A 24,754-nucleotide genomic window follows, 5' to 3' on the forward strand; every position below is an offset into this window, starting at 1 on the left:
TAACGGTGCCGTGACGTCCTGTCAGCAGTAGGTCATGGGGCACCCGCGGCGCAGCGCGTGCTGGGCGGCGCGCAGGTACAGGGCGACGTAGAACGCGGTGTCCAGGTCCTCGCTCCACGGCCCCGGCCGGGTGGCCGTCAGCTCCTCCGCCTCCCCTTCGAGGAACCAGAAGGTCAGGCCGAGGTTCCCGGGGTCCTCCGGCACCTCCGCGGGCAACTCGACGGCCGCGGCCAGCCGCTGGGCGAGAGCCAGCACCTGCGGCGCACCGGCGATCACCGTCTCGTCCGTGTACGCGGAGCCGATGGGCAGCCGTATCTCCTCGTCGAGCGAGATCGGCACCAGCACCGACCACTCACCCAGCGTCTCCTGCTCCCCCGGCGTCAGATGCGCCCGGCACAGCTTGGCGAACCCGTCCATCGGAGGGCTCAGTTTCTCCTCGAACCAAGTGGCCGGCTCCTCCTTCGCCGAGGACTCGTACGGCGGCAGCCCCCGGCGCCGCAGCTCCGCGTCGAGCCCCGCGGCGATCGCCCCCTTACCGCCCTCCCCCTCGCCGTCGGACCATTCCTGCGCACCCACACTCACCAGATAGACACCCATGCCCCGCAACGTACAAGCCGCCACTGACAATCCACCTCGCCGGGCGCAGGGGACCCCCTGCACTCACTCGAGGAGACCCTTGTCCCGGAGATAGCTGCGCGCCACGTCCTTCGCCAACCGCCTCCAGCTGTCCACCTGTTCGTTCATGGAGGCGAGGTCGGCGGTGGTCAGGACGCCGTTGAGCCTGTCGAGCGCGCCGGTGGCGCCCTGGCCGCCCGCGCGGGAGCGGTTGACGACCGGGACGATGCAGTCGGCGTTCTGGAGGCTCTTGTCGTCGGCGAGGAGGACCAGGCCGAAGCCGGAGAGGGTGGCGTCGGTCGTGGTGGTGAGGACCATCTGGTCCTGGCCGTTCTGCACGGCCCGTTTGGCCTGTGTGGTGCCGACGCCCTTGGGGTCGACGGCGGTGACGTCGATGCCGTAGGTCTTCTGCAATCCCGGTGCGCAGTAAGGTCGTTGGACGCACTCGTCGCCCGCCGCGAGCCGCACCCTCAGGCCCGAGGCGCCGAGGTCGCTGAGGGTCTTCAGACCGTGTCGCCGGGCATAGGACCTGCTGACCGCGAAGGCGTTCTGGTCGACGGCCCTGCCGGCGTCGAGGACGGTGAGGCCGCGTGGCGCCGCCAGCTTGCGCAGGGCCGTCATCGTGGTGTTCAGGTCGGGCGAGCCGACCGGTGCCGCGCCGGCTCCGTTGGTCTTGGCGTTGAGCCAGTCGGAGAAGGTGGCCGCGTACTCGGGGACGACGTCGATCTGGCCCGATTCCAGGGCGGGTTCGTACAGTTCGCGGTTGGCGACGGTGAGCAGGGACGTCTTGTAGCCGGCCCGGTGGAGGAGCAGGGCGTACATCTGGGCGAGCAGGTCGCTCTCGGTGAAGCCGGCGGAGCCGATGGTCAGGTGGTGGCTGTCGCCGGGTGGCGCGGTGACGTCTTTCTGGGTCTCCAGGGACGGGCCGGTGGTGCAGCCCGCGAGCAGCAGCACCGTGGTCAGGGCGAGTTGCCGTCTCATCGCGCGCCTCTGGCCCAGCGGGGTCCCAGCCGTTCCGCCGTCTCGAAGATCCCCTCCACGACCAGCGCGAGGGCGGCGACGAGGATCGCCCCGGCCACCACCTGCGGTGTGCTGGCGAGGTTGAAGCCCGCTGTGATGATCCGGCCGAGCCCTCCCCCGCCCGCCAGCGCGGCGATGGTCGCGGTCGCCACGAGCTGGACGGCGGCGATCCGCACCCCGTTGAGGATCATCGGGAGCGCGAGGGGCAGTTCCACCTGGAACAGCGTCTGCCGGCCCGTCATCCCCATGCCGCGCGCGGCCTGGACGACGCTGCGGTCGACCTCGCGCATGCCGACGTAGGCGTTGGTGAGCAGGGGCGGCACGGCGAACAGGACCAGGGCGACCACGGTGGGGCCCTCACCCCATCTGCCGACGGGGGTCAGCAGGAGCAGGACGAGGACGGCGAAGGTGGGGATCGCGCGGCCGGCGTTGGAGATGTTGACCGCGAGCGCCCCGCCCTTGCCGAGGTGGCCCAGGACGAGCGCGACCGGCAGGGCGATCAGGCAGCTGACGGCCAGGCAGACGACGGTCAGCACGAGGTGCTGCACGAGCCGGTGCCCGATGCCGTCGGCACCCGGCCAGTGGGCGGGGTCGGTCAGCCAGTGCCAGGCGTCGGTCAGGGTCGTCATGAGCGGGTCGCCCTGGTCCACGGGGTGATCAGCCGCTGGATGCCGAGGAGCAGCAGGTCGGCGGCGACGGCGATGACCACGCACAGCACGGACGCGGTCAGCACCTGCGCCTTGAAGTAGGTGTTCATGCCGGAGTAGATGAGGTTGCCCAGCCCGCCGAAGCCGACGATCGCACCGACCGTGACGAGGGAGACCGCGGAGACGGTGGCGACGCGCAGGCCGGCCATCGCGGCGGGCACGGCGAGCGGCAGCTCGACGGTGAGCAGGAGCCGGATCGGGCCGTAGCCCATGCCGCGCGCCGCCTGCCGGGTCTCCTCGGGGACGGCCCGCAGCCCGGCCAGGATGTTCCGCACGAGCAGGGTCAGCGAGTACAGGACGAGCCCCGCGACGACCAGGCTCGCCGAGAGGCCGTAGACGGGCAGGAGCAGCGAGAACATCGCCAGGGACGGGATCGTGTACAGGATCGTCGTGACGGCGAGGACGGGACCCGACGACCAGCGCCAGCGGCGGGCCAGGACGGCCAGCGGGACGGCGAGGACGAGGCCGAGGAGCACCGAGATCCCGGCCAGTTGAAGGTGCTGGAGGACCGCGTCGAGCAGGATCTGGCGGCGGGTGGTCAGGTACTCACCGCAGATCCACTCGTTGCGCGCGAGGCAGTCGTCCGGGGGCCCGGTCACGGCTCCATTGCACCGGTGGGCGGCGGGGTCGGCGCGTTGTGGTGACCCGTACGGGGGTCGTGCCGAGGCGGTGGGTGTCGCTGGGTACACCCCGCGATACGGGTTCTGCGCCCCATGTGGTCCGGCCGGTGTCTCCGTAGCTTCGTGGGCGGGGCACAGGGCGTGCCGGACGGATGGTGATGACGATGTTTCGCGCTCAATCGCGACGCACGCAGGACGCGGGGCCCGCCGCCGAGGCGCTGCGGCTGGTCAAGGTCAGCAAGACGTACGGGTCGGACGGCGGCGCCGTGAAGGCCCTGGACGGGGTCACGCTGGGGCTGGGCCGCGGCACGTTCACGGCGGTGATGGGCCCGTCCGGCTCGGGCAAGTCCACGCTGCTGCAGTGCGCCGCCGGCCTGGACCGGCCGGACAGCGGGATCGTGCGCGTGGACGGCACGGAGCTGACCGGTGGCGGCGAGGCCGAGCTGACCAGGTTCCGGCGCGGGCGGGTCGGGTTCGTGTTCCAGCAGTACAACCTGCTGGAGACGCTGACGGTCGCGCAGAACACGGTGCTGCCGCTCAAGCTCGCCGGGCGGCGCGTGGACCGCGGGCGGGCCCGGGAGATCCTCACCCAGGTCGGGCTCGGCGACCGCCTCGGGCACCGTCCCGATCAGTTGTCCGGCGGGCAGCGGCAGCGCGTGGCGATCGCCCGCGCGCTGGTCACCGAGCCCCGGGTGATCTTCGCGGACGAGCCGACGGGCGCGCTGGACACGCGCAGCGCGCGGGACGTGCTGCGGCTGTTGCAGGAGGCGGTGCGGGTGCACGGCCGGACCGTGGTGATGGTGACGCACGACCCGGTCGCCGCCTCGTACGCCGACGCCGTGCTGTTCCTGGCGGACGGCCGGCTGGTGGGCCGGATGGACGCGCCGGCCGCGGACGCGGTGGCCGAGCGGCTCGCGCACCTGGGCGACGACGTGACGGCGGGGGTGTGAGCGATGCTCGTACTGGCGATGCGATCGGTCCGGCAGCGGCCCGGACGCTTCCTGGCGACGCTGCTGTCCGCGTTCCTGGGCGCGGCGGTCATCATGATGTTCAACTCGTTGCAGGACACGGCCGGTCAGCCCGGCGTCGACGCGGTCAGCCACGACACGCTGAGCACGACCGCGAGCGTGGTCGGTGGTTACGGCACCCTGCTGGTGTTCTTCGCCGTGGCCTCCACGCTCACGGTCAACGTCCGTCAGCGCACTGCCGAGTTGGAGCTGCTGCGCTGCTCGGGGGCGACACCCGCGCAGATCAGGCGGATGGTCGTCGGTGAGGCGGTGGTCGTGGCGCTGGCCGGAGCGGCGCTGGCGATCGGCCCGGCGATGCTCGGCGGACGGGCGCTGCTGAACGGGTTCCAGGACAGCGGGCAGGTCGCGCGGTCGGTGAACTACGGGTTCGGTGTGTTCGCGCTGGGCTCCGGCGCCGGCATCACGCTGCTCGCGGCGGCGGGCGCGGCGTTCCTCGCCGTGCGGCGGGCCACGCGCCGGCGCGAACAGCGCGGCCGGGCACGGACGTTGCTCGCCTGCGCCGCCCTGGGCGTCGGTGGTGTGTCGGTGCTGTCGACGTTCGCGTTCTCGGCGAAGGACGCGGCACTGATGGCGCCGCCTGCGTACGGGGCGATCCTGCTGTCCGTCGGCTTCGCGCTGCTGGCGCCGCGGCTGCTGAAGGGCGTGCTCGACCGGCTGGAGCTCACCGGGGCGAGCGGCTGGCTGGCGGTGCGGAACCTGCGCGAGCGGACCGACCGGTTGGCCGGGATCCTGATGTCGCTGATCCTGTTCACGGCGATGGCCACGGCGACGCTGTACATGCAGGCGGTGGAGAGCGACGCGGTCGACGCCTCGGGCCTGAGGAAGACCGTGGACGCCAAGAACCTCGAGACGCTGAACCTCACGGTCGTCGGCATCATCGTGGTCTTCGTCTGCGTCATGCTGGTCAACTCGCTCTACGCGGCGACCACTTACCGCCGCCGGGAGTTCGGCCAGCAGCGGCTGGCCGGGGCGACGCCCGCGCAGGTGCTGGGCACGGTGGGCACGGAGGGCCTGATCGTGACGGCCGTCGGCGTGTTCTTCGGGACGGTGGCGGCGCTGGCGGGGATCGTCCCGTTCACCGTCGTCCGCAGCGACTCGGTACTGCCGCACCAGGGGTTCGGCATCTACGTCGCCGTCGTCGCGCTCTCCGTGGCGGTGACGCTGGGGACGAGCCTGGTGACGGCGCGGCGGGTGCTGCGCACTCCGGCGGTGGAGGCGGTGGAGCTCGCCGCCTGAGGTGGAGGTGCGGGAGCGGCCGCTTCGGCGGCCGCTCCTTCCGCTATGCCACGCCCGCCGCGTCCAGCAGCGTCGTCACGGTCACCGTCGTCAGCCCGTCCAGCGTCTCGATACGGGCGCCCGCGCGGGCGCTCGCGCCGTCGAAGACGAGCATCAGCTGCCGGGCCAGGAGCTCAGGGTCCCGCGCGCCGCCGAGCTCCGCCTGTGCGCGGAACGCCTCCTGCAACCGCTCCTTGGCCTGGCGGGCCACCAGGCTCGCCGGGTGCTCGGGGTTCTTCAGCTCGACCAGCGCGGCCAGGAAGGGACAGCCCTGGTAGTCGGGCTCGGCCGAGAGCTTCTCCGCCTGCCCGAAGACGTAGAGGATCCGTTCGCGCGGGGTGACGGCGTCCCCCTCGGCGGGCGCGAGCTGCGCCGCGTATCCGGGGGCCCGGCGTTCCAGGCTCGCCGCGAGGACCTCGTCCTTGCTCGCGAAGAGCTGGTACATCGACCGCTTGGAGACACCGGCCGTCCGGCACAGCGCCTCGACGCCGATGGAGACGCCGTCGCGGTAGAAGAGCTCGGCCGCCGCGTCGAGCAGCCGTTCCTTCGTGGACGCCCTGTCTGTCGTGGTCATACGGCGAGGTTACCTCCGCCGCGCACGACATGGAAACCGATCGGTCTACCGCTGGCCCCGAGACGGGATTCGCGTGACAGAGTGGGTGAACAAGCGCTTAGATAGTAGCTCCCGACCCGTGTCGAGCTGGAGGCCCCGTTGCTGTTCACATCCGTCGACGACGTCTCCGCGCGCCTGGCCGCCACCGGATATCTCGCCTCGCCCGCCGTCGCCACGACCGTCTTCCTCGCCGACCGCCTGGGCAAGCCGCTGCTGGTCGAGGGCCCCGCCGGAGTCGGCAAGACGGAGCTCGCCAAGGCGGTGGCCGAGGTCGCGCAGGCGCGCCTGGTCCGGCTGCAGTGCTACGAGGGCGTCGACGAGTCCCGGGCGCTGTACGAGTGGAACCACGCCAAGCAGCTCCTGCGCATCAGCGCGGGCCGCGACGAGACGTGGGACGAGGCCCGCACGGACATCTTCAGCGAGGAGTACCTGCTCACCCGCCCCCTGCTCACCGCGATCCGTGGCGACGACCCCAAGGTGCTGCTGATCGACGAGACCGACAAGGCGGACGTCGAGGTGGAGGGCCTGCTCCTGGAGGTGCTGAGCGACTTCCAGGTCACCGTCCCCGAGCTGGGCACGATCACCGCGACGCGCCGCCCCTTCGTCGTCCTCACCTCGAACGCGAGCCGCGAGCTGTCCGAGGCGCTGCGCCGCCGCTGCCTGTTCCTGCACATCGGCTTCCCGGACGAGGAGCTGGAGCGTCGCATCGTACGGCTGAAGGTGCCCGGCCTGGACGAGGCGCTGGCCTCTTCCGTGGTCCGCGTGGTCGGGGCGCTGCGCGCCATGGACCTGCGCAAGGTGCCCTCGGTCGCCGAGACCATCGACTGGGCGCACACGCTGCTCGCGCTCGGCGCCGCCACCCTGGACGAGACCGTCGTACGCGACAGCCTGGGCGTCCTGCTCAAGCACCAGGAAGACGTGCTGAAGGCGGCGGCCAAGCTCGACCTGGACGCCGTGTGACCGCCCCCGGAGTGGCCGAGCGCCTGACCTCTCTGGTCGGGGCGCTGCGGGCGCACGGCATGCGGATCGGCACCGGCGAGACCGTGGACGCCGCTCAGGCGGTGGCGGCACTGGGCCTGGCCGACCGTGAGGCGCTGCGGGAGGGACTGGCCTCCACACTGCTGCACGGCACGCTTCAGCGGCAGGTGTTCGACCCGGTCTTCGACCTGTACTTCCCGCGCGGCATCGGCGCGCCCGAGAGCGGGCCGGCGGACCGGGACGATCTGCGCGACCGACTGGCGCAGGCGCTGACGGCGGGCGACGAGGCGCTGCTGGCACGGTTGGCGGCCGAGGCGGTGGACGGCTTCGGCGGATACGGCTCCTCCCCCGCCTCGGACGGCTGGTCCTCGCAGCAGACGCTGGACCGGCTGCGCCCGCAGACGCTGTTCGCCCGCGTCCGCGACAACCTCCGCGCGCAGGACGGCACTTCGGGGTTCACCGACCGTCTCCTGGAGGACGAGATCCGGCGGCGGATCGAGACCTTCCGCCGTCAGGTGGCCGTCGAGGCGCGGCGCCGGATCGCCGAGCGGCGCGACCGCGACGAACTCGCCCGGCGGGCGGTGGCCACCACCCCGGACCGGGTCGACTTCCTCTACGCCGGCAAGCTCCAACTGGCCGAGCTGCGCCGGACGGTGCAGCCGCTGGCCCGCAAGCTCGCCACCCGGCTCGCGGCCCGCCGGCGCCGCGCCGCCCGCGGCAGCATCGACCTGCGCCGCACCCTGCGCGGATCACTGTCGACGGGTGGGGTGCCGATGAAGCCGGTGCTGCGCAGGCGCCGTCCGGTGCGGCCCGAACTGGTGCTGCTGTGCGATGTGTCGGGATCGGTGTCCGGGTTCTCCGACTTCACGATGCTGCTGGTGCAGGCGCTGCACGACCAGTTCAGCAAGGTGCGGGTGTTCGCCTTCGTCAACCGGCTCGACGAGGTGACCCCGCTCCTCGAGCACGGCGCGGCCGACCCGCAGGGACTGGGCGCCCGCATCCGGGCGGAGGCGACGCTCACGGGCTGGCACGGCAGCAGCGACTACGGCGTCGCACTGGGCGAGTTCGCCGAGCGTTACGGCGACGCGGCCGGACCGCGCACGACGGTGTTCGTGCTCGGCGACGCCCGGACGAACATGAGCGACCCTAATCTGGCGGCGGTCCGGCAGACCGCCGAACGGGCCCGCCGCGTCTACTGGTTGAACCCCGAGCCGGGCGCCCTGTGGGGCACGGGCGACTCCGCCGCACCCGAGTACGCCGACCTGGTGGAGATGCATGAATGCCGCAACGCCCGCCAGCTCGGCGCACTGATCACCCGCCTGCTTCCCGTGTGACTCCTTGCCTCACGTCGTCTTGGCGTAGTCCGTCGCCATGCCGCCCGCGAAGTCGTACACGACGCACGGTTCGTCTCCGACGATCCAGGCGTCGTGGCCGGGGGTGATCACGAATACGTCGCCCGGTCCGATCTCACGTTCGCCGCCTTCGTCCATGCGGACCTGCATGCGCCCCGAGACGCAGTACCCGTTGTGATGGACCTGGCAGCTCGCTGTCCCGGCGATGGGCCCCACGGACTCCGACCAGCGCCAGCCCGGCTCGAACGTGCCCACCGCGAAGTCGAGTCCGCTCATATGGACGGCTTCGAGATGGCCGCGCGGGAAATCGCGCCGCTCGTCCGGCTTGTCGACAGCCTTGACCTCGATCATGACGGCTCCCTTCCATCTCCATTGCGGCCCCCGCCCACCACACCATCGTCCGCCCGTCCACCCGGCGGCGCCATTCGAGTGAGGGCGGCATCCGGCAAGGAGCGGACAACTCGGGCGTACAGGCGCAGAATGGTGCCTGAGCCGCAGTCGCCAAAGCACCAGAAAGGTGGCGATCATCGTGGCCGAACACCCTCACGCACTACTCATCCGCAAGGGCTACGAAGCTTTCTCGAGCGGTGACATGGACACCTTGCGCTCGATGATGACGAGCGACGCCTCGCACCATGTACCCGGCAGCCATCCACTGTCCGGGGACTTCAAGGGGATCGACACGATCCTCGGTTACTACGGCCGGCTCATGGAGCAGACGGGCGGCACGTTCAAGGTCGAACTGCGCACCGTCCTGGTGGACGGCCGGGGCCACGCCGTCTCCCTGCACCACGCCACCGCACGGCGCGGCGACAGGACCATGGACGAGGACGGAGGGATCGTCTTCCGGATCGTCGGAGACAAGATCACCGATCTCGACGAGTGCGTCGAGAACATCGACGTGAGCAACGAGTTCTGGTCATGACTCCGTCGTCCGGCCGCACAGCCGGGCGAAACGGTCCGCGTCCACATTGCCGCCGGAGACGATGACACCGATCCGCGGCGGCAGACCCTCCACCCGCCCGGCGAGCAGGGCGGCCAGCGGGGTGGCTCCGCTCGGTTCGATGACGATCTTCAGACGCTCGAACGCGAAACGCATGGCGTCGCGGATCTCGTCGTCGGAGACGAGGGCGATCCCGTCGACGAGCCTGCGGTTGACGGAGAAGGTCAGCTCGCCGGGCGTCTCGGCCGCCTGCCCGTCGGCGATGGTGCGCGGCACGGGGATGGTGACGCGCCGCCCCGCCTCCAGGGACCGCTTGGTGTCGTCACCCCCCTCCGGCTCCACGCCGAGCACCCGGATCCCGGGGTGCAGCCCCTTGGCCGCCGTGGCGGAGCCGGCGATCAGGCCCCCGCCGCCGACGGGCGTGATCAGCGCACCCAACTCCCCTGTCTCTTCCAGAAGTTCGAGGGCCGCGGTGCCCTGTCCGGCCAGCACATGGGGGTGCTCGTACGGCGGGATGAGGGCGAGTCCGCGCTCGGCGGCCAGGGCTTCTCCGACCGCGACGCGGTCCTCGCTGTAGCGGTCGTAGGTGACGACCTCGGCGCCATAGCCGAGGGTGGCCTCGCGCTTGGAGCGCGGGGTGTCCTCGGGCATGACGATGACGGCGGTGGTGCCGAGTTCGCGGGCGGCCAGGGCGACGGCCTGGGCGTGGTTGCCGGAGGAGTAGGCGGCGATGCCGCGGGACAGCTGCTCCGGGGTGAGCCGGGAGGCCGCGTTGTAGGCGCCGCGGAACTTGAAGGCGCCCACGCGCTGGAAGTTCTCACACTTGAGGAAGACCTCGGCGCCGACGAGGGCGTCAAGGGTCCGCGAATGCAGCACCGGGGTGCGGTGCGCGATGCCCTTGATCCTTGCGGCGGCGTCACGGACGGAGTCGAGGGTGACCGGTGCGGTGGTGGTCGTCACGCGTGTCCTCCGGTGGTGGTCGGGTCGGTGGTGGCGCGGGCCTGGGAGAGATAGCTGTAGGCGGACGCGCGGGAGATGCCGAGCCGGGCGGCGACCTGCTCGACCGCGCGGCGCACGGCGAACACGCCGTGTTCGTCGAGGCTGCGGAACAGGTCGAGGCGCTCGGCGCGGCCGAGTCCGGCCCAGCTCTGGGTCTGCCCGAGCCGGTGGGCGTCCAGGATGGCGTCCACGACGGAGTCGATGTCGTTGCCGAAGGCGGTGACCGGTGGTTCGGCGGATGCGGGCGAGGGGCCGGCCAGCGCGCCGAGCAGGGTCTGGGCCTCGTGCACCGCGGTGATGTCGATGTTGACGCACAGGGCGCCGAACACCGCTCCCGCGGAGTCGCGCAGCACCATCGTGGACGACTTGAGCAGCTGCCTGGCTCCGGTGCGGGTGACGTAGTTCAGGTCGTCGGCGGCCTCGTCGCCACGGGCGAGGATGCGCATGCCGATCTCGCTCATCGCCCCGCCCACGTCCCGCCCGGTCACCGAACCGGCCACGGCGACGACCGACTTCTCCGGCTGCCGGTAGTCGTGCAGGACGACCTCGCACATCGGCCCGAACGTCGCCACGATCCCGTCGACGACGGGGCGCAGCGCGGCGAGGATCGCATCGCGCTCCATGTCCGGGGAGTGTTCGGCAGCCATGACGACTAGACTACAGGTCCAATCGCTGGACAGAAAGTCCAGACCGGGGGACGTGGACAGCGGCGGTGGTCAGAAGGCGGAGTCGTGCGTTGCCGCGTACGTCAGGGCCTCCCTTGCCGCGTGCCGGTCCTCGACCGTCTCCCACCAGGGGTGGGTGTGCATCTCCTCGGCCAGCCGCCGGCACCGCTCGCGCGCGTCCGCCAGACGCTCCCGCTGATCGCCGGTCAGCTCGGCGCGCCCCGCCGCAATGTCGGCGCCGAGGGGCAGGTGCGCGGCGATGTCCTCGCAGTGCTCCAGCGCCCGGGTGAAGGTCCGCCGCGCCGCCACGAGGTCTCCGGGGATGACGAACTCCCCCACCATGAAGGGCCGGGAGAACGCCGACGGACCCGGCTCGGTGTGCCACAGCGAGGCGTCTATGGGCCGCTCGTCGTCCCGCGCCCGCGTCAGCTCGGGCCGGACGCCCACCCCGGCGCCCTCGGAACCGGGCCCGGGAGCGGTCAGCACGTCCGGACCACCGGGACCAGGCGCCTTCGACCCGCCCGGCTCGGGCTCGGGGCGGCCTTCGAGGAACTCCTCCTTGTCCGTCGGGGTGACCCACATGTGCCAGCCGCGGCGGCCCGCGGGGTGGGGCAGGTAGAGCGAGACGAGTTCGCCGGTGGCCGTGCGGCGGATGACATCGTCGTAATAGAGACCCCGCACCGGCTCCCACAGGGCGTGCCTGCCGCCGCAGCGGCCGGCGCCCTGCTGCGGACACGGCACCGGGTTGCCCCAGTCGCAGCGGGACATGTGCAGGTGCTTGACGCCGCCGCGCACCGGCAGGGCCGCACGGTCGGTGACGTCGCGCCAGCTCTGCACGTTCAGGCGGGCCCAGGGCGCGCGGTCGATGGGGATCGCGTTCTCGTTGTTGACGAGCCACAGCGGCGTGAGCCCGTCACGGCGGGCATTTCTGGTGCGCTCGTCCACGGAGCCGCCGGCTATCGCGGCGAGCTGTATTTCATAAGCGAGCCGCTGCTTTCCGGCGCCCTCCACGGTCACGTCCCTGCGCTGCTTTCCGTGTTCGCCGTCCTCCGCCCGCGTCACACGGAAACCCTCTCCGGAGGCGACCTTGGCGGTGTAATCCCTGAGCGCCTTGTGGAGATCGCTCTCGGCCCTCGTCTCGGGGCGTTCCCCTTTTGCCACGTGCATCGCGTGCGGCCTTCCGCTGACCTTGCGGATGGCCATGAAGCCGGGGCAGACGAACCCTTCGTCCTGATGGGCTTCGAGGCAGTAGAGAAGATCGGGCTGGTAATTGCCGTAGATCTCGTCGAGCAGCCATGGGTATTCGGGGTGCCCGAGATCCGCCTCGGTCAGATCGAGCGTGATGCCGAGGCCCCTGTGCCAGACGCTGTAGGTCATATGGCGAGAGTAGGACGCACCACTGACAATCGGCTGTTTCCTTGATCGTCAGCCGTGCATTCCGCGCGCATTCCCGTGTTCCGGAACGGCCCCTCGCGAACAGTCCGCGGAAAGACCCGCGCCGATCCACGCGGGCGTCAACGCACCCTTCCCCGCGGCTTCAACGGCAGCGGCGGCAGTTCGGGCGCCGGCAGCGGGGCGCCGTCGTAGCCCTTCACCTCGCCGAAGCGCGTGCCGCTCGTCCAGTCCGCGCGGGCCTGCTCGATCTCCTGCTGGGTGCGGCCGATCCAGTTCCAGAACATGATCAGCTCCTCCTCGAACGGCTCGCCGCCGAGGAGCATCAGCCCGGCGTCCGACGCGGCGCGCAGCGGGAGTTCGGTACGGCCACAGCCGAGGTAGAGCATTGAGCCCGGCAGCACCGGCACGCCGTCCACGTGGGCCTCGCCGGACATGGACAGCACGGCGTACTCGAAGTCCGGCTCCAGCGGCAGCCGTACGTCCGCGCCGCTCGCGAGGGCCAGGTCGGCGCCGACGATCGGGGTGTACGTCGTGCCGGGCGAGGTCGCACCGTCCAGGTCGCCGAGGATCAGGGTGCCCTTGAGTCCGGGGGCCGTGACGACCGGCAGTTCGGCGTGGTGCTCGAAGTGCGGGTCGGTGTGCCGGTGGCCGTCCGGGAGGGCGACCCAGAGCTGGGCGCCGTGCAGGAGGCGGGCGTGCGGCCGGGGGCTCTCCTCGGAGTGGCTGATCGCCCGGCCGGAGGTCATCAGGCCCAGTTCGCGCGGGCGGATGGTCTGCAGGCTGCCGGTCGAGTCGCGGTGCAGCACCTCGCCCTCGTGCAGCCAGCTCACCGTCTGCAGGCCCATGTGCGGGTGCGGCGGCACCTGCATGCCGGGCTCGTCGGCGATGTCGTCGGGGCCGTAGTGATCGACGAAGCACCAGGCGCCGACCATGCGGCGGCCCAGGTTGGGCAGCAGCCGGCGGACTTCGGTCGACTCGCCGAGCTTGACGCGGCGAGGGCTGAGGAGTTCACGCACGGGCTCCGCCACCACGAAGCCGCGGCCGCCGCACAGGGCGGGAACCGGCTCGCGATCAAGATTGCTCATGGCGCCAACCTAGTCCTGTCGGCGGCGTCGCGTCAGTCCGTCACCCGGGCGGTACCGTCCGTCGCCGAACAGATAGTAGCCATGGCTATAGTAGCCATGTACGGTATACGCCATGAGCCAAGGTTCCGAGAAGGCGACCCCGGGTTTCCTCGTGTGGCGTCTGTCGATGAAGTGGCGGGTGGCCGTCGACCGGGCGGTGGCACCGCTCGGCCTCACGCACGCGCAGTACTCGCTCGTGGCCTCGCTGTACGGCATGCAGCGCACCGGCGAGCGCCCCAGCCAGCGTCGTCTCGCCGACCACACCGGCCTCGAACCGCTCTATGTGTCCAAACTGGCGCGCGCGTTGGAGACGGCCGGCCTGCTGGAGCGCACCCGCGACCCGCGGGACCCGCGCGCCGTGCAGCTGGCCCTGACCGAACAGGGCCGCGAGGTCACCGGGCGCGCCATCAAGGTCGTACAGGGCCTGCTCCAGCAGCTGCTGGCACCGCTCGGGGGCCTCGACAGCCCGCGCGCACGGGAGTTCACCCACGACCTGGCGACCCTGCTCGACGCACCGCTCGACCATTCAGCCATGGACAGCGAGTCCGACAAGGAGCACTCATGACCACCTCCGCACCCACCTCTGCACCCACGACCGCACCCGCCGCCGACGCCCGCGCGCTCGGCCTGGCCCATTACGCCGCCCGGGCCGTCCTGGAGAGCGTCCTGGCGCGGCACGGCGCCACCTTCGAGCAGCAGATCACCCTCCGGCTCGTCGCCGTCGCCGAGGCGCCGTTCGAGTGCGCGGCGCTCGTCGATCAGGTCGCCGGCTCCCTCAAGGCCGACACGGCCGACGTGCAGGAAGTCGTCGAGCAGCTGCTCTCCAGGGGGCTCCTCGCGGCCGAGACGTCGCAGGTCCGGATCACGGATGCCGGGCGGGAGTTCTACGCCACGGTGAGCGGCGAGAGCGCGGAGATCTCGGCCCGGGTCTGGGGCGGGATCCCGGCCGAGGACCTGGCGGCGACCGGCCGCGTGCTCGCCCTGGTGACCGAGCGGGCCAACGCCGAACTCGCCGCGCTGTCGGCCTGATCCCTCCACCCCACACCTGGTGGAATGTTCAACCATCGGTCGTGGTTGTGTACGCCGAAGGAGGTCACGAGTGGACACGACGTACTACGACCACGGAACACCGGCGGAGCGCTGGGAGCGCGCGCAGATGTTCTTCGACGCCAAGGACTACGCCGCCGCGGCGCGCGTGCTGGGCGGACTGGTCGAGGAGGTGCCGGAGCAGACCGGGCCGCGCCTGCTGCTGGCGCGCTCCTACTACCACTCGGCCCAACTGCGCCGTGCGGAGAGCGAGTTGCGCGTGATCGTCGAGCGTGACCCGGTCGAGCACTACGCCCGGCTGATGCTCGGCCGCACGCTCGAGCGGCAGGGGCGGCATGAGGAGGCCGAGTCGCACCTGCGCATCGCCTCGGCGCTCGCAGGCGACTTCGCGGAAGCCTGAGGGACGTCCGCGGAGGTTTGAGCGACGACCGCTGAGGTCTCAGCAACACCGTACGGCGACACGGCCGGGCCCGGTTCCGACACAGGAACCGGGCCCGGCCGCTGTCATGGCGCCGACGTCCGGGTCCGCCGGTGCGCGATCTCACCGAGGAGCACGTCCACGACGACGAAGGCTGCCAGCGGAATGCCGAGCAGCGGGACGAAGTAGCCGACCGCGGCGATCACGGCGACCGCCGGGACCAGGATCCGCGGAGGCACCTTCTGCCAGGCGCCGCGGGGCACGGGACGGCCGAAGGCGGAGGCGCGGCCGCGCTGCCACCACATGCGGTAGCCCCAGACGATCAGCAGGATCAGGGCGAGCGCGAGCAGCATCAGGGCGATCTGGTTGACCAGGCCGAACAGGATGCCGGTGTGCAGGTCGATGCCCCAGCGGGTCAGCTTGGCGAGCATCGGGTGGTCGGCGAACCGCAGCACGTCGGTGACCTCGCCGGTGGCCGGGTCGACCGCCACCGAGTCCTGCTTCTCGGGCCAGCTGCGCTGCACCTGCCGGACCACGTACGCCGAGTTCGCGTCCGCGGGCGGCACGATCTCCACGGGGTCGCTCAGGCCCTTGGCCCGCGCCGCCGCCAGCACCTTGTCGAGGCCGGCGCCGTGCTCGGCGTCCCCGGTGGCCGCGGAGGCGCCGTGGCCCGCGTGCTCGCCGCCGGCCGCCGCCGAGACCGAGGGGGTGGCCTGGCCGAGCGACGTGCGCAACTCGTCGATGTTGGCCCCGGCGTAGGTGGACCAGGTCAGGCCGGTGGCCGACAGGAAGATGAACCCGGCGGCGGCCCAGACACCGACCGTGCCGTGCAGCCCGAGGGTGCGGCGCCGACCGCCGGTGCCGCGCACCTTGCGCAGGGCCCGGCGGCGGGAGAACCACAACACGAGACCGCCGCCCGCGATCACCCACAGCCAGCTCGCGGCGAGTTCGCTGTAGAGGCGGCCGGTGTCGCCGAGGTGCAGGTCCCGGTGGAACTCGTCGATCCAGGTGCGCAGCGGCAGCGCGCCGGTCGAGCCGTACTGCTCGAGGGCGCCGCGTACTTGGCCGGTGTAGGGGTCGACGAAGACGGCGAGCGCGTGGTCGGGGTCGACGCCCTGGACGCCGGACAGCAGGACCCGGGTGGTGGCGTCGGTCTCCGGGGCGGGCCGTACGGCGGAGACGGCGCCCTCCGGGCGCGCCCTGCGGGCGGCGGCCACCTGTTCGGAGACCGGCAGTTCGGTGCCGCCCGCTCTCGCGACGGTCAACTCGTGGGCGTAGACGAGCTTTTCGGCCTGGAAGGCGCCGGCGTAGAGGAATCCGGTGACCGCGGCGACGAGCAGGAAGGGCGCGACCAGCACGCCGGCGTAGAAGTGCAACCGCAGCACCAGCGGGCGCAGCGGCGCCCATCGGCCGGGGGACGGCGCCGGGGCGGTGGACGGTTGCGGTGCATCGTCGGTGGAGGTCGTGGGAGCGGTGGACATCGGCGGCCTTCTCCGGGGGACGGGGGCATGCTGTGGCGGTCCAGTAGTCGGAGGAAGAAGGCGCCGAGTTCCCGGCGACTCACGTGGCCTGTGTCACACGGTGTGACGCCCGGTACGGGATGCCGTGGCATCCTGGCCCGATGGCAACTCCCCGTGATCGTGCGCCCCTTGCCGAGCAGGTCGAGGCGCTCCTCGCCGTCGGCGGCCCGCTGCCCATCGTCGCCGCGGGCGACCCGGTGCTCAGGCGTGACACCGAGCGCTTCGACGGTCAGCTCGATGCCGCGCTGCTGGCCCGCTTCGTCGAGGCCCTGCGCGTCACCATGCACGCGGCGCCGGGCGTGGGCCTGGCCGCGCCGCAGGTCGGTGTGCCGCTGCGCATCGCGGTGATCGAGGACCCGGCACCGGTGCCGGAGGAGGTACGGCTGGTGCGCGGCCGGGTGCCGCAGCCGTTCCGGGTGCTGGTCAACCCGTCGTACGAGCCCGTCGGTTCGGACCGGGCCGCGTTCTTCGAGGGCTGTCTGAGCGTGCCGGGCTGGCAGGCGGTGGTGGCGCGGCCCGCCGAGGTGCGGCTGACCGGCCAGGACGAGCACGGCCGCGCGCTGGACGAGGTGTTCACCGGCTGGCCCGCGCGGATCGTCCAGCACGAGACGGACCACCTCGACGGCATGCTGTACCTGGACCGCGCGGAACTGCGCTCCCTGTCCTCGAACGAGGCGATGGCGGAGCGGTGGACGCAGCCGACGCCCGAGGAGGCGGCGCGGGCGCTCGGGTTCCCGCTGCCGTAGCCGCCCGCGGCACCCCCGTCACGGTCGACCGGTGACGGGGGCGTGCTGAACTCTCGTATCGGGTACGTCAGTTGTCGCGGTACGACTCCAGCAGCCGCAGCCACACCTCGCTGATCGTCGGGAACGACGGGACCGCGTGCCACAGCCGGCTGATCGGCACCTGGCCCGCGACGGCGATCGTGGCGGAGTGGATGAGCTCGCCGACGCCGGGCCCGACGAAGGTGACGCCGCGCAGGATCTCCTCGTTCAGGTCCACGATCATGCGGGCGCGGCCGCGGTAGCCGTCGGCGTACAGGCCGGCGCCGGCCGCGGAGCTCATGTCGACGTCCACGGCGCGCACCCGGTGGCCGGCCTGTTCCGCCTCCGCCAGGGAGAGGCCGACGGCCGCCGCCTCCGGGTCGGTGAAGACGACCTGGGGGACGGCGTGGTGATCGGCGGTGGCCGCGTGGGCGCCCCAGGGGTCCGACTCCAGGATCGGCACGCCGGAGGCGCGGGCGGCGATGGCGGCACCGGCGATGCGGGCCTGGTACTTGCCCTGGTGGGTGAGGAGCGCGCGGTGGTTGACGTCGCCGCATGCGTACAGCCAGTCCTGGCCGCTCACCCGCAGGCTGTCGTCGACCGGGAGCCAGCTGCCCGGTTCCAGGCCGATGGTGTCCAGGCCGATGTCGCCGGTGCGCGGCTTGCGGCCGGTGGCGAAGAGGATCTCGTCGGCCTCGATGCGGTCGCCCTGGTCGGTGACGACCACGACGGTGCCGTTCTCACGGGTGACGGACCGCACCGACGTGCCGGTGCGGACGTCCGCGCCGGCCTCGGTGAGCGCCTCGGCGACCAGTTCTCCGGCGAAGGGCTCCATGCGGTTGAGCAGGCCCTTGCCGCGGACGAGGAGGGTGACCTGCGAGCCGAGGGCCTGCCAGGCGGTGGCCATCTCGGTGGCGACCACTCCCCCGCCGACGACCACGAGGCGGCCGGGCACCTCCTGCGCGCTGGTGGCGTTGCGGCTGGTCCACGGCTTGACGTCGGCGAGGCCCGGCAGGTCGGGCAGCACCGCGTCGGTGCCGGTGCAGACGGCGACGGCGTGCCGGGCGGTGAGCACCCTGCGGCTGCCGTCCGCGACGGTGACGGTCACGGTGCGCGGGCCGTCCAGGCGGCCGTGGCCTCGGTACAGGTCGGCACCGATGCCGGCCAGCCACCCGGCCGCGCCCTCGTCGTGCCAGTCGGACGTGTAGTAGTTGCGATGGGCGAGGACCGCGGCCGCGTCGAGGGGGCCCTGTACCGACTGGCGCAGCCCGGGCACCTGCCGGGCGTCCGCGCGGGCGATCACCGGGCGCAGCAACGCCTTGCTGGGAATGCAGGCCCAGTACGAGCACTCGCCGCCGACCAGTTCGCTCTCCACGACCGCGGTGGACAGACCGGCCGCGCGGGTGCGGTCGGCCACGTTCTCCCCCACGGGCCCGGCCCCGAGCACCACGACGTCGTAAGCGATGGTTTCCGTTTCCGTCATGGGGTCAGTCTGGTGGGTGGTGTGCGCTCAGGCCACACGGGTAGGGGCGCGGAATACGTGACATGTCGGCCGCGTTGTGCCGACGGCTTCGCCCCCGACAGCAGGAAGAGGGAATTGCGCAATGAGCAGCACCGTGGAGCTCACCAAGGAGAACTTCGACCAGACGGTCACGGACAACGAATTCGTCCTGATCGACTTCTGGGCGTCGTGGTGCGGGCCGTGCCGTCAGTTCGCGCCTGTGTACGAGAAGGCGGCCGAGGAGAACCCCGACCTGGTGTTCGGCAAGATCGACACCGAGGCGCAGCCGGAGCTGGCCGCGGCCTTCGGTATCCAGTCGATTCCGACGCTGATGATCGTGCGTGACCAGGTCGCCGTGTTCGCGCAGCCGGGCGCCCTGCCCGAGGCCGCCCTGACGGACGTCATCGGGCAGGCCCGCAAGCTGGACATGGACGAGGTCCGCAAGGCGGTCGCGGACCAGCAGGCCCAGGCCGAGCCCAACGGCCAGTAACCCTAGAAGGGATACGGCGCCACATCCCCGCGCACCGTCGTCCAGCGCACGTCGGTGAAGGCCTCGAGGTTGGCCTCACCGCCGAAGCGGGCGCCGGTGCCGGACGCGGCGATGCCGCCGAAGGGGGCCACGGCCTCGTCGTTCACCGTCTGGTCGTTGATGTGGACGATGCCGGTCGGAATGCGCTCGGCGAGGTCGAGTCCGCGGGCCGCGTCACGTGTCACGATGCCGAGCGAGAGGCCGTACTCGCCCTGCGCCGCCCAGGCCGCCGCCTCGTCGGCGGTGCTGAAGGAGCGCACGGGCGCGACCGGGCCGAAGACCTCCTCCGCGTAGGCGGGGCTCGCGTCGTCGACGCCCGCGATGACCGTCGGCCGGTAGAAGAGCTTCTCGTGGGTGCCGCCCGCGGCGACCTTGGCGCCGCGGGCGGTGCTCGCCTGCACCAGACCGTGGATCTTGGTGAGCTGGGCGTCGTCGATGATCGGGCCCAGGTGCACCTGTTCGCGGTGCGGGTCGCCGACCGCGAGGGAGTCGGCCTTGGCCGCGAGGCGGTCGACGTACTCCTCATAGATCGACTGGTGGACCAGGTGGCGGCCGGTCGTCATGCAGATCTGGCCCTGGTGGAAGAACGAGCCCCAGGCGGCCGTCGAGATGACCGCGTCGAGGTCGGCGTCCTCCAGGACGACCAGGGCTGAGTTGCCGCCGAGTTCCAGATGGACGCGCTTGAGGTGGCGGCCGCCCGCCTCGCCGACGGCGCGGCCCGCCGCGGTGGAGCCGGTGAAGGAGATGACGGGGACGCGCGGGTCGGCGACCAGCGCCTGGCCGACGTCCGGGCCGCCGGGCAGCACGTGCAGCAGGTTCTCGGGCAGGCCCGCCTCGGCGAAGACCGCGGCGAGGGAGAGTCCGCCGCAGACCGCGGTGCGCGGGTCCGGCTTGAGGACGACCGCGTTGCCGAGGGCCAGGGCCGGGGCGACCGAGCGGATCGAGAGGATCAGCGGGGCGTTGAACGGGGCGATCACGCCCACCACCCCCACCGGGACACGGCGTGTGTACGACAGCCTCGGCGCCTCGGTGGGCAGCACCTGCCCGACCGGGCGGGAGGCGAGGGCGGCGGCCTCGTAGCACTCCTGGGCGGCGACGTGCAGCTCGAAGTCGGCCTTGCCCGGGATGGAGCCCGACTCCCGCACGATCCATTCGCGCAGTTCTTCGGCGTGCGCCGCGAACAGGTCGCCGGCCTTGCGCAGGATGCCCGCGCGGACGAAGTGCGGCACCCGCGCCCACTCCGCCTGGGCGGCCCGGCCGGCCTCGGCGGCGGCAGAGACGTCCTCGGCGGAGGCGAGGTCGACGGTGGCGAGCGTGTCCCCGGTGGCGGGCTCTGTGACGGCGTACTCGGGCCCCGACAGGGCGCGGGGCTGCCAGGTCTTCGGGTCGAGCAGCGGCATGACGGCTCTCCGTTTCGTCACCGGGACTCACATCAGGAGCGGAAGTCCCGTGTAGTTCGCGGCCAGTTCGGCGGCTGCGTGGCGGGATGCTGCGATCCGGCGCAGACGTGAAAGCTGCAGACGGTTCTCGAACGCATCCCCATCTGGTTGAGCATGCAACATCTTAGTCATGTCGTAGGAGAAGCGCGTGGCCTGCCACACGCGTGCCAGGCACATGTCGGAGTAGGCGTCGAGGAGTTGCCCGGACTTCGTGCGGTGCAGTTCGGCGAAGGCGCGGGCGAGGACGCGGACGTCGGAGACGGCGAGGTTGAGGCCCTTGGCGCCGGTCGGCGGCACGATGTGGGCGGCGTCGCCGGCCAGCAGCAGCCGCCCGTGGCGCATCGGTTCGTGGACGAAACTCCGCATCGGCGTCACGGACTTGGCGGTGATCGGGCCGCGGTGCAGGGTCCAGTCCGCGTCGATGGCGAAGCGGGCGGCGAGTTCGTCCCAGATGCGGTCGTCGCTCCATTCGTCGGCGTCGGTGCCGTTGGGTACCTGCAGGTAGAGGCGTGAGACGTGCGGGGAGCGCATGCTGTGCAGGGCGAAACCGCCCTCCCCGCGCGCGTAGATCAGCTCGTCGCAGGAGGGCGCCACGTCGGCGAGGATACCGAGCCAGGAGTAGGGGTAGTCGCGTTCGTACGTACGGCTGAGGGTGTCCGGGAAGGTGTCGCGGGCGATGCCGTGGAAGCCGTCACAGCCCACCACCCAGTCGCATGCGAGGGTCTGTTCGCGGCCCTCGTGGCGGAAGCGGACGACGGGTGAGTCGCTGTCCGGCTTCTCGATCGCGAGGGCCTCGGCCTCGAACAACAGCGGTGGCCCTTCGGCCAGTTGGAGCGCGACGAGGTCCTTCACGATCTCGGTCTGGGCGTAGATGGTGACGGTGCGGCCGCCGGTCAGGGTGGGGAAGTCGATGTGGTGGCGCTCCCGGTCGAAGCGCAGCTCGATGCCCTGGTGGACCATGCCCTCGGCCTTCAGTCTCTCGGCGGCGCCGGCCTCGTGCAGGGCGTCGACCGTGCCCTGTTCGAGCATTCCGGCGCGCTGGCGCTGCTCGACGTACTCGCGGGTCCGGGCCTCCAGAACGACGCAGTCCATGCCGGTGCGGTGCAGCAGCCGGGCGAGGAGCAGCCCGGCGGGGCCGCCGCCGATGATGCCGACCGTCGTGCGCATGCGCGCCTCCTTGGTTCAGCTGGAGTCGCGGTGGATCACCGTGGCTCCCAGCACCTTGTGCGTCTCGGGCGCGGCACCGGGGTTGCGCACCGCGCGGTCGACCAGTTCGGCAAGGTCGCGGCCGGACGGCAGCTCGATGTGGACCGTGCTCAGCCGGGGCCGCAGCAGCCGGCCGAGCATGAGGTCGTCGGCGCCGATGAGGGCCACATCCTCGGGGATGAGCACGCCGACGTCCTGCAGCGCGCGCATCAGCAGCATCGCGTACTCGTCGTTGTACGCGAACACGGCGTCGAGGTCGAGGTCGCGCCAGCGGGCGGCGAGGCGCGTGGCGGACTCCTCCTCGTAGGCCAGGGGCAGTTCGGTGACGGTGGCGTCGGTGCCCTGCAGGGCCCGGCGCACGCCTTCGAGGCGGGGCTGCGCGAAGGACTCCAGGCCGTTCTCCTGGGGGGTGACGACGCCGATGCGGCGGCGGCCGCGGTCGAAGAGATGGCCGGCGGCGCAGTGGCCGACGGTCTCGTGGTCCATGAGCAGGGCGTGGGCGCCGTCGACGGACTCGGGGCCGAGGGTGACGACGGCGCGGGCGCCGGAGCGCTTGAGCACGGTGACGCCCTGCGGGCTGAGGGGTCCCGCGCCGGGCACCAGGACGGCGACGGGGCGCAGTTCGGCCCAGGCGCGGGCGGCCTCGTCACCGTGCACGCCGACCGAGCCGTACTGCACGACGGTGTAGTCGAGGCGGCCGAGCGCCCATTGGAGCTCGCTGATGAACTGGCTGTAGAGGGGACCGACCGGGAAGCTGGGGGCGGGCATCAGGACCACGCGGCTGTGTCCGGCGCGCAGACTGCGGGCGGCGGCGTGCGGCACGTAGCCGAGTTCCTTGGCGGCCTCGTGGACCCGGCGGCGCGTGGGCTCGCTGATCCGTACGGCACTGGTGTTGTTCAGGACGTAGGAGACGGTCGCGCGCGAGACGCCGGCCAGGCGGGCCACGTCGGCGCTCGTGGGCACGGAGCGCGCCGTGGTGGACGAGTGCGCGGGCGTTTTCGGTATCTGCACCATGACGTACGGCATCTTTGCAGAACCTGTGTCCGGGGCCACACCCGGGCAGGGGCGAACATGTTCGTCACGAACTTGTTCGCAACGAACATGTTCGTTATCGTGGAGGCATGACAGACCGATCCGGCTCCCCCCGCAGCCGCCGTGAGCGCCCGGCCAAACCCGCCCTGAGCAGGGAGGGGATCGTCGCCGCGGCGGTCGCGATCCTGCGCGCCGAGGGCCTGCAGAAGGTGACCATGCGGCGCCTCGCGCAGGAGCTCGACACCGGCCCGGCCTCGCTGTACGTCTACGTGCGCAACACCGCGGAGCTGCACGCGGCCGTCCTGGACGAGCTGCTGGGAACCGTGGGGCCGGCCCCGGCCGAGGGCTCGTGGCGGGAGCGGCTCGAGCGGGTGCTCACCGCGTACACCGCGATGCTCTTCGAGCACCCGAGCCTGGCCCGTTCCGCGCTGACGGCCCGGCCGAGCGGGCCGCACTACCTGAACCTGATCGAGTCGCTGCTGGCCCTGCTCGACGAGGGCGGCGTGCCGCCCGCGCAGGCCGCGTGGGGCGTCGACCTGCTGCTCCAGCACGCCACCGCGACCGCCGCCGAGCACGCGGCCGGCGAGGCGTCCGAGGAGGACTGGGACGCCCTGCGCCGCGCGGTGCACGGCGTGTCCGAGCACACCCATCCGCACATCGCCGCACTCGGCGGCCCGCTGCTCGGGGGAGCGCCGCAGGACCGGCTGTCGTGGGGGCTGCGAACGCTGATCACCGGCATCGAGCAGACCCCCGCACCCCACTGACCTCAAGGAGTTCGACATGACCACGCATCACGCCATCACCGTCGTCGGCGCCGGTCTCGGCGGCCTCACCCTCGCCCGTGTGCTGCACGCGCACGGCATCGAGGCCGCCGTCTTCGACCTGGACGCCTCCCCCGCCGCCCGCACCCAGGGCGGCATGCTCGACATCCACGACGACTCCGGCCAAGTGGCCCTGCGCGCCGCGGGGTTGTACGAGCGGTTCCGGACGCTCGTCCATCCCGGCGGCGAGGCCACGCGCGTGCTGGACAAGGACGCCGTGGTCCGCCTGGAGGAGACCGACGGCGACCGGGGCGAGCGACCCGAGATCGACCGCGGCGACCTGCGCGACCTGCTGCTGAACTCACTGCCCGAGGGGACCGTCCGCTGGGGCGCCAAGGTCACCGGCGCGCGTCCGCTGGACGGCGGCCGGCACGAGGTGACCCTCGCAGACGGCACCGTGCTCACCACGGACCTGCTGGTGGGCGCCGACGGCGCGTGGTCGCGGATCCGCCCGCTGGTCTCGGACGCCCAACCCGCCTACACCGGCGTCTCGTTCGTCGAGGCGGACCTCGAGGACGCGGATCTGCGCCACCCGGTGAGTGCCGAAGTGGTCGGCGGCGGCATGCTGTTCGCGCTCGGCGCGGGCCGGGGCTTCCTCGCGCACCGCGAGACCGACGGCAGCCTGCACGTCTACGCCGCCGTCGAGGCGCCCGAGGAGTGGCTGGACGGCATCGACTTCGCCGACACCGAGGCGGCCAAGGGGCGGGTCCTGGAGCACTTCGCCGACTGGGACAAGAGCCTGCGCGCGCTGGTCGCGGACGCCGACGGCGCGCTCGTGCCCCGGCGCATCCACGCCCTGCCGGTGGGCCACCGCTGGGAGCGGGTGCCGGGCGTGACGCTGCTCGGCGACGCCGCGCACCTGATGTCCCCGTTCGCGGGCGAGGGCGCCAACCTGGCCCTGCTCGACGGCGCCGAACTGGGCCTCGCCCTGGCCGCACACCCGGGCGACACGGAGGAAGCGCTCGCCGCATACGAGGAGAAGATGTTCCCCCGCAGCGAGGTCTCCGCGGCCGCGTCGGCACAGAGCGGAGCCGTGCTGTTCCGCGCGGACGCGCCGCAGGGACTGCTGGACATGTTCGCCGGCCACGCCTGAGCCGGGCGGGCCTCTGTCGGCCACACCTGAACCGGCCACGCCTGAGCCGG

27 protein-coding genes are annotated in these 24,754 nt (G+C 72.1%); 12 read left to right on the forward strand and 15 right to left on the reverse strand.

Going from position 1 to position 24,754, the window contains the following annotated elements:
* Positions 1 to 21: 21 nt before the first annotated feature.
* From ACIBN2_RS17485 to ACIBN2_RS17500, 4 genes are all read right to left on the reverse strand, one after another.
* Complete coding sequence (locus ACIBN2_RS17485; protein WP_399135333.1) at positions 22 to 597, reverse strand: hypothetical protein; 576 nt, start codon at positions 595 to 597, stop codon at positions 22 to 24.
* 63 nt (positions 598 to 660) lie between these two features.
* Positions 661 to 1,596, reverse strand: a complete 936-nt coding sequence (locus tag ACIBN2_RS17490) for an ABC transporter substrate-binding protein (protein WP_399135334.1) — start codon at positions 1,594 to 1,596, stop codon at positions 661 to 663.
* Positions 1,593 to 2,264 (reverse strand): ABC transporter permease, encoded by a 672-nt coding sequence (locus ACIBN2_RS17495; protein ID WP_399135335.1) that lies wholly within the window; start codon positions 2,262 to 2,264, stop codon positions 1,593 to 1,595. Before ACIBN2_RS17495 ends, ACIBN2_RS17490 begins: the two co-directional genes overlap by 4 nt.
* Positions 2,261 to 2,941, reverse strand: a complete 681-nt coding sequence (locus ACIBN2_RS17500) for an ABC transporter permease (RefSeq protein WP_399135336.1) — start codon at positions 2,939 to 2,941, stop codon at positions 2,261 to 2,263. Before ACIBN2_RS17500 ends, ACIBN2_RS17495 begins: the two co-directional genes overlap by 4 nt.
* Positions 2,942 to 3,120: 179 nt before the next feature.
* Between ACIBN2_RS17500 and ACIBN2_RS17505 the strand changes: the two genes are divergently transcribed.
* Both ACIBN2_RS17505 and ACIBN2_RS17510 read left to right on the forward strand, forming a co-directional pair.
* Positions 3,121 to 3,912 (forward strand): ABC transporter ATP-binding protein, encoded by a 792-nt coding sequence (locus tag ACIBN2_RS17505; RefSeq protein WP_399135337.1) that lies wholly within the window; start codon positions 3,121 to 3,123, stop codon positions 3,910 to 3,912.
* A gap of 3 nt (positions 3,913 to 3,915) precedes the next feature.
* On the forward strand, positions 3,916 to 5,226 hold the full coding sequence (locus ACIBN2_RS17510; protein ID WP_399135338.1) for an FtsX-like permease family protein: 1,311 nt from the start codon (positions 3,916 to 3,918) through the stop codon (positions 5,224 to 5,226).
* 43 nt (positions 5,227 to 5,269) lie between these two features.
* Here ACIBN2_RS17510 and ACIBN2_RS17515 read toward each other — a convergent pair whose 3' ends face one another.
* Complete coding sequence (locus ACIBN2_RS17515; protein WP_399135339.1) at positions 5,270 to 5,839, reverse strand: TetR/AcrR family transcriptional regulator; 570 nt, start codon at positions 5,837 to 5,839, stop codon at positions 5,270 to 5,272.
* A gap of 141 nt (positions 5,840 to 5,980) precedes the next feature.
* Between ACIBN2_RS17515 and ACIBN2_RS17520 the strand changes: the two genes are divergently transcribed.
* Together ACIBN2_RS17520 and ACIBN2_RS17525 are read left to right on the forward strand one after the other, a co-directional pair.
* Positions 5,981 to 6,838: an AAA family ATPase gene (locus tag ACIBN2_RS17520; protein WP_399135818.1), complete on the forward strand. Its 858-nt coding sequence runs from the start codon at positions 5,981 to 5,983 to the stop codon at positions 6,836 to 6,838.
* 59 nt (positions 6,839 to 6,897) lie between these two features.
* Entirely contained in the window at positions 6,898 to 8,190 is a 1,293-nt protein-coding gene (locus ACIBN2_RS17525) for a VWA domain-containing protein (RefSeq protein WP_399135819.1), read from the forward strand.
* Positions 8,191 to 8,199: 9 nt separating this feature from the next.
* Here ACIBN2_RS17525 and ACIBN2_RS17530 read toward each other — a convergent pair whose 3' ends face one another.
* On the reverse strand, positions 8,200 to 8,559 hold the full coding sequence (locus ACIBN2_RS17530; protein WP_399135340.1) for a cupin domain-containing protein: 360 nt from the start codon (positions 8,557 to 8,559) through the stop codon (positions 8,200 to 8,202).
* A 178-nt stretch (positions 8,560 to 8,737) separates the two neighbouring features.
* On the opposite strand from ACIBN2_RS17530, the gene ACIBN2_RS17535 reads away from it, so the two are divergent.
* Entirely contained in the window at positions 8,738 to 9,133 is a 396-nt protein-coding gene (locus ACIBN2_RS17535) for a nuclear transport factor 2 family protein (protein ID WP_399135341.1), read from the forward strand.
* Here the strand turns inward: ACIBN2_RS17535 and ACIBN2_RS17540 are convergent.
* From ACIBN2_RS17540 to ACIBN2_RS17555, 4 genes are all read right to left on the reverse strand, one after another.
* Complete coding sequence (locus ACIBN2_RS17540; RefSeq protein ID WP_399135342.1) at positions 9,128 to 10,111, reverse strand: pyridoxal-phosphate dependent enzyme; 984 nt, start codon at positions 10,109 to 10,111, stop codon at positions 9,128 to 9,130. The genes ACIBN2_RS17535 and ACIBN2_RS17540 overlap by 6 nt on opposite strands.
* A complete protein-coding gene (locus ACIBN2_RS17545; protein ID WP_399135343.1) occupies positions 10,108 to 10,797 on the reverse strand; it encodes a transcriptional regulator in 690 nt (229 codons plus the stop codon). The genes ACIBN2_RS17540 and ACIBN2_RS17545 overlap by 4 nt, the downstream gene beginning before the upstream one ends.
* 69 nt (positions 10,798 to 10,866) lie before the next feature.
* Positions 10,867 to 12,192, reverse strand: a complete 1,326-nt coding sequence (locus ACIBN2_RS17550; protein WP_399135344.1) for a hypothetical protein — start codon at positions 12,190 to 12,192, stop codon at positions 10,867 to 10,869.
* Positions 12,193 to 12,329: 137 nt separating this feature from the next.
* On the reverse strand, positions 12,330 to 13,295 hold the full coding sequence (locus ACIBN2_RS17555) for a pirin family protein (RefSeq protein WP_399135345.1): 966 nt from the start codon (positions 13,293 to 13,295) through the stop codon (positions 12,330 to 12,332).
* Positions 13,296 to 13,407: 112 nt separating this feature from the next.
* Between ACIBN2_RS17555 and ACIBN2_RS17560 the strand changes: the two genes are divergently transcribed.
* From ACIBN2_RS17560 to ACIBN2_RS17570, 3 genes are all read left to right on the forward strand, one after another.
* The gene (locus tag ACIBN2_RS17560) at positions 13,408 to 13,899 is read left to right on the forward strand and encodes a MarR family winged helix-turn-helix transcriptional regulator (protein WP_399135346.1); all 492 of its coding nucleotides are present in this window, start codon (positions 13,408 to 13,410) and stop codon (positions 13,897 to 13,899) included.
* Complete coding sequence (locus ACIBN2_RS17565; RefSeq protein ID WP_399135347.1) at positions 13,896 to 14,363, forward strand: MarR family transcriptional regulator; 468 nt, start codon at positions 13,896 to 13,898, stop codon at positions 14,361 to 14,363. Before ACIBN2_RS17560 ends, ACIBN2_RS17565 begins: the two co-directional genes overlap by 4 nt.
* A gap of 70 nt (positions 14,364 to 14,433) precedes the next feature.
* Positions 14,434 to 14,781, forward strand: coding sequence for a tetratricopeptide repeat protein (locus ACIBN2_RS17570; protein ID WP_399135348.1), 348 nt, complete (start codon positions 14,434 to 14,436; stop codon positions 14,779 to 14,781).
* Positions 14,782 to 14,885: 104 nt separating this feature from the next.
* On the opposite strand, the gene ACIBN2_RS17575 is transcribed toward ACIBN2_RS17570, so the two are convergent.
* Positions 14,886 to 16,280 carry a PepSY-associated TM helix domain-containing protein gene (locus ACIBN2_RS17575; protein WP_399135349.1) on the reverse strand — a complete coding sequence of 465 codons (1,395 nt, stop codon included), beginning with the start codon at positions 16,278 to 16,280 and terminating at the stop codon, positions 14,886 to 14,888.
* 140 nt (positions 16,281 to 16,420) lie between these two features.
* Between ACIBN2_RS17575 and ACIBN2_RS17580 the strand changes: the two genes are divergently transcribed.
* Positions 16,421 to 17,065, forward strand: a complete 645-nt coding sequence (locus tag ACIBN2_RS17580; protein WP_399135350.1) for a peptide deformylase — start codon at positions 16,421 to 16,423, stop codon at positions 17,063 to 17,065.
* 67 nt (positions 17,066 to 17,132) lie between these two features.
* Here ACIBN2_RS17580 and ACIBN2_RS17585 read toward each other — a convergent pair whose 3' ends face one another.
* Positions 17,133 to 18,566, reverse strand: coding sequence for a dihydrolipoyl dehydrogenase family protein (locus tag ACIBN2_RS17585; protein ID WP_399135351.1), 1,434 nt, complete (start codon positions 18,564 to 18,566; stop codon positions 17,133 to 17,135).
* 121 nt (positions 18,567 to 18,687) lie between these two features.
* On the opposite strand from ACIBN2_RS17585, the gene trxA reads away from it, so the two are divergent.
* Positions 18,688 to 19,074, forward strand: a complete 387-nt coding sequence (trxA, locus tag ACIBN2_RS17590; RefSeq protein ID WP_399135352.1) for a thioredoxin — start codon at positions 18,688 to 18,690, stop codon at positions 19,072 to 19,074.
* A 2-nt stretch (positions 19,075 to 19,076) separates the two neighbouring features.
* Here trxA and ACIBN2_RS17595 read toward each other — a convergent pair whose 3' ends face one another.
* The 3 genes from ACIBN2_RS17595 to ACIBN2_RS17605 are packed head-to-tail and all read right to left on the reverse strand — an operon-like array spanning position 19,077 to position 22,784.
* Positions 19,077 to 20,513: an aldehyde dehydrogenase family protein gene (locus tag ACIBN2_RS17595; RefSeq protein ID WP_399135353.1), complete on the reverse strand. Its 1,437-nt coding sequence runs from the start codon at positions 20,511 to 20,513 to the stop codon at positions 19,077 to 19,079.
* A 27-nt stretch (positions 20,514 to 20,540) separates the two neighbouring features.
* Positions 20,541 to 21,719, reverse strand: a complete 1,179-nt coding sequence (locus tag ACIBN2_RS17600) for a 4-hydroxybenzoate 3-monooxygenase (protein ID WP_399135354.1) — start codon at positions 21,717 to 21,719, stop codon at positions 20,541 to 20,543.
* Between the two features lie 15 nt (positions 21,720 to 21,734).
* Positions 21,735 to 22,784, reverse strand: a complete 1,050-nt coding sequence (locus ACIBN2_RS17605; protein ID WP_399135355.1) for a LacI family DNA-binding transcriptional regulator — start codon at positions 22,782 to 22,784, stop codon at positions 21,735 to 21,737.
* A 95-nt stretch (positions 22,785 to 22,879) separates the two neighbouring features.
* Between ACIBN2_RS17605 and ACIBN2_RS17610 the strand changes: the two genes are divergently transcribed.
* Positions 22,880 to 23,554, forward strand: coding sequence for a TetR/AcrR family transcriptional regulator (locus tag ACIBN2_RS17610; RefSeq protein ID WP_399135356.1), 675 nt, complete (start codon positions 22,880 to 22,882; stop codon positions 23,552 to 23,554).
* Between the two features lie 16 nt (positions 23,555 to 23,570).
* Positions 23,571 to 24,704, forward strand: a complete 1,134-nt coding sequence (locus tag ACIBN2_RS17615) for an FAD-dependent oxidoreductase (RefSeq protein ID WP_399135357.1) — start codon at positions 23,571 to 23,573, stop codon at positions 24,702 to 24,704.
* Positions 24,705 to 24,754 lie beyond the last annotated feature (50 nt).

The organism is Streptomyces sp. NPDC050534, assembly GCF_044457745.1.
GTDB lineage: Bacteria > Actinomycetota > Actinomycetes > Streptomycetales > Streptomycetaceae > Streptomyces.

Coding starts and splice junctions, on each gene's coding strand:
- ACIBN2_RS17485 (WP_399135333.1), bottom strand. CDS start 597: ATGGGTGTCTATCTGGTGAGTGTGGGTGCGCAGGAATGGTCCGACGGC.
- ACIBN2_RS17490 (WP_399135334.1), bottom strand. CDS start 1,596: ATGAGACGGCAACTCGCCCTGACCACGGTGCTGCTGCTCGCGGGCTGC.
- ACIBN2_RS17495 (WP_399135335.1), bottom strand. CDS start 2,264: ATGACGACCCTGACCGACGCCTGGCACTGGCTGACCGACCCCGCCCAC.
- ACIBN2_RS17505 (WP_399135337.1), top strand. CDS start 3,121: ATGACGATGTTTCGCGCTCAATCGCGACGCACGCAGGACGCGGGGCCC.
- ACIBN2_RS17510 (WP_399135338.1), top strand. CDS start 3,916: ATGCTCGTACTGGCGATGCGATCGGTCCGGCAGCGGCCCGGACGCTTC.
- ACIBN2_RS17515 (WP_399135339.1), bottom strand. CDS start 5,839: ATGACCACGACAGACAGGGCGTCCACGAAGGAACGGCTGCTCGACGCG.
- ACIBN2_RS17525 (WP_399135819.1), top strand. CDS start 6,898: ATGCGGATCGGCACCGGCGAGACCGTGGACGCCGCTCAGGCGGTGGCG.
- ACIBN2_RS17530 (WP_399135340.1), bottom strand. CDS start 8,559: ATGATCGAGGTCAAGGCTGTCGACAAGCCGGACGAGCGGCGCGATTTC.
- ACIBN2_RS17545 (WP_399135343.1), bottom strand. CDS start 10,797: ATGGCTGCCGAACACTCCCCGGACATGGAGCGCGATGCGATCCTCGCC.
- ACIBN2_RS17550 (WP_399135344.1), bottom strand. CDS start 12,192: ATGACCTACAGCGTCTGGCACAGGGGCCTCGGCATCACGCTCGATCTG.
- ACIBN2_RS17555 (WP_399135345.1), bottom strand. CDS start 13,295: ATGAGCAATCTTGATCGCGAGCCGGTTCCCGCCCTGTGCGGCGGCCGC.
- ACIBN2_RS17560 (WP_399135346.1), top strand. CDS start 13,408: ATGAGCCAAGGTTCCGAGAAGGCGACCCCGGGTTTCCTCGTGTGGCGT.
- ACIBN2_RS17565 (WP_399135347.1), top strand. CDS start 13,896: ATGACCACCTCCGCACCCACCTCTGCACCCACGACCGCACCCGCCGCC.
- ACIBN2_RS17575 (WP_399135349.1), bottom strand. CDS start 16,280: ATGTCCACCGCTCCCACGACCTCCACCGACGATGCACCGCAACCGTCC.
- ACIBN2_RS17580 (WP_399135350.1), top strand. CDS start 16,421: ATGGCAACTCCCCGTGATCGTGCGCCCCTTGCCGAGCAGGTCGAGGCG.
- ACIBN2_RS17585 (WP_399135351.1), bottom strand. CDS start 18,566: ATGACGGAAACGGAAACCATCGCTTACGACGTCGTGGTGCTCGGGGCC.
- trxA (WP_399135352.1), top strand. CDS start 18,688: ATGAGCAGCACCGTGGAGCTCACCAAGGAGAACTTCGACCAGACGGTC.
- ACIBN2_RS17595 (WP_399135353.1), bottom strand. CDS start 20,513: ATGCCGCTGCTCGACCCGAAGACCTGGCAGCCCCGCGCCCTGTCGGGG.
- ACIBN2_RS17600 (WP_399135354.1), bottom strand. CDS start 21,719: ATGCGCACGACGGTCGGCATCATCGGCGGCGGCCCCGCCGGGCTGCTC.
- ACIBN2_RS17605 (WP_399135355.1), bottom strand. CDS start 22,784: ATGCCGTACGTCATGGTGCAGATACCGAAAACGCCCGCGCACTCGTCC.
- ACIBN2_RS17610 (WP_399135356.1), top strand. CDS start 22,880: ATGACAGACCGATCCGGCTCCCCCCGCAGCCGCCGTGAGCGCCCGGCC.
- ACIBN2_RS17615 (WP_399135357.1), top strand. CDS start 23,571: ATGACCACGCATCACGCCATCACCGTCGTCGGCGCCGGTCTCGGCGGC.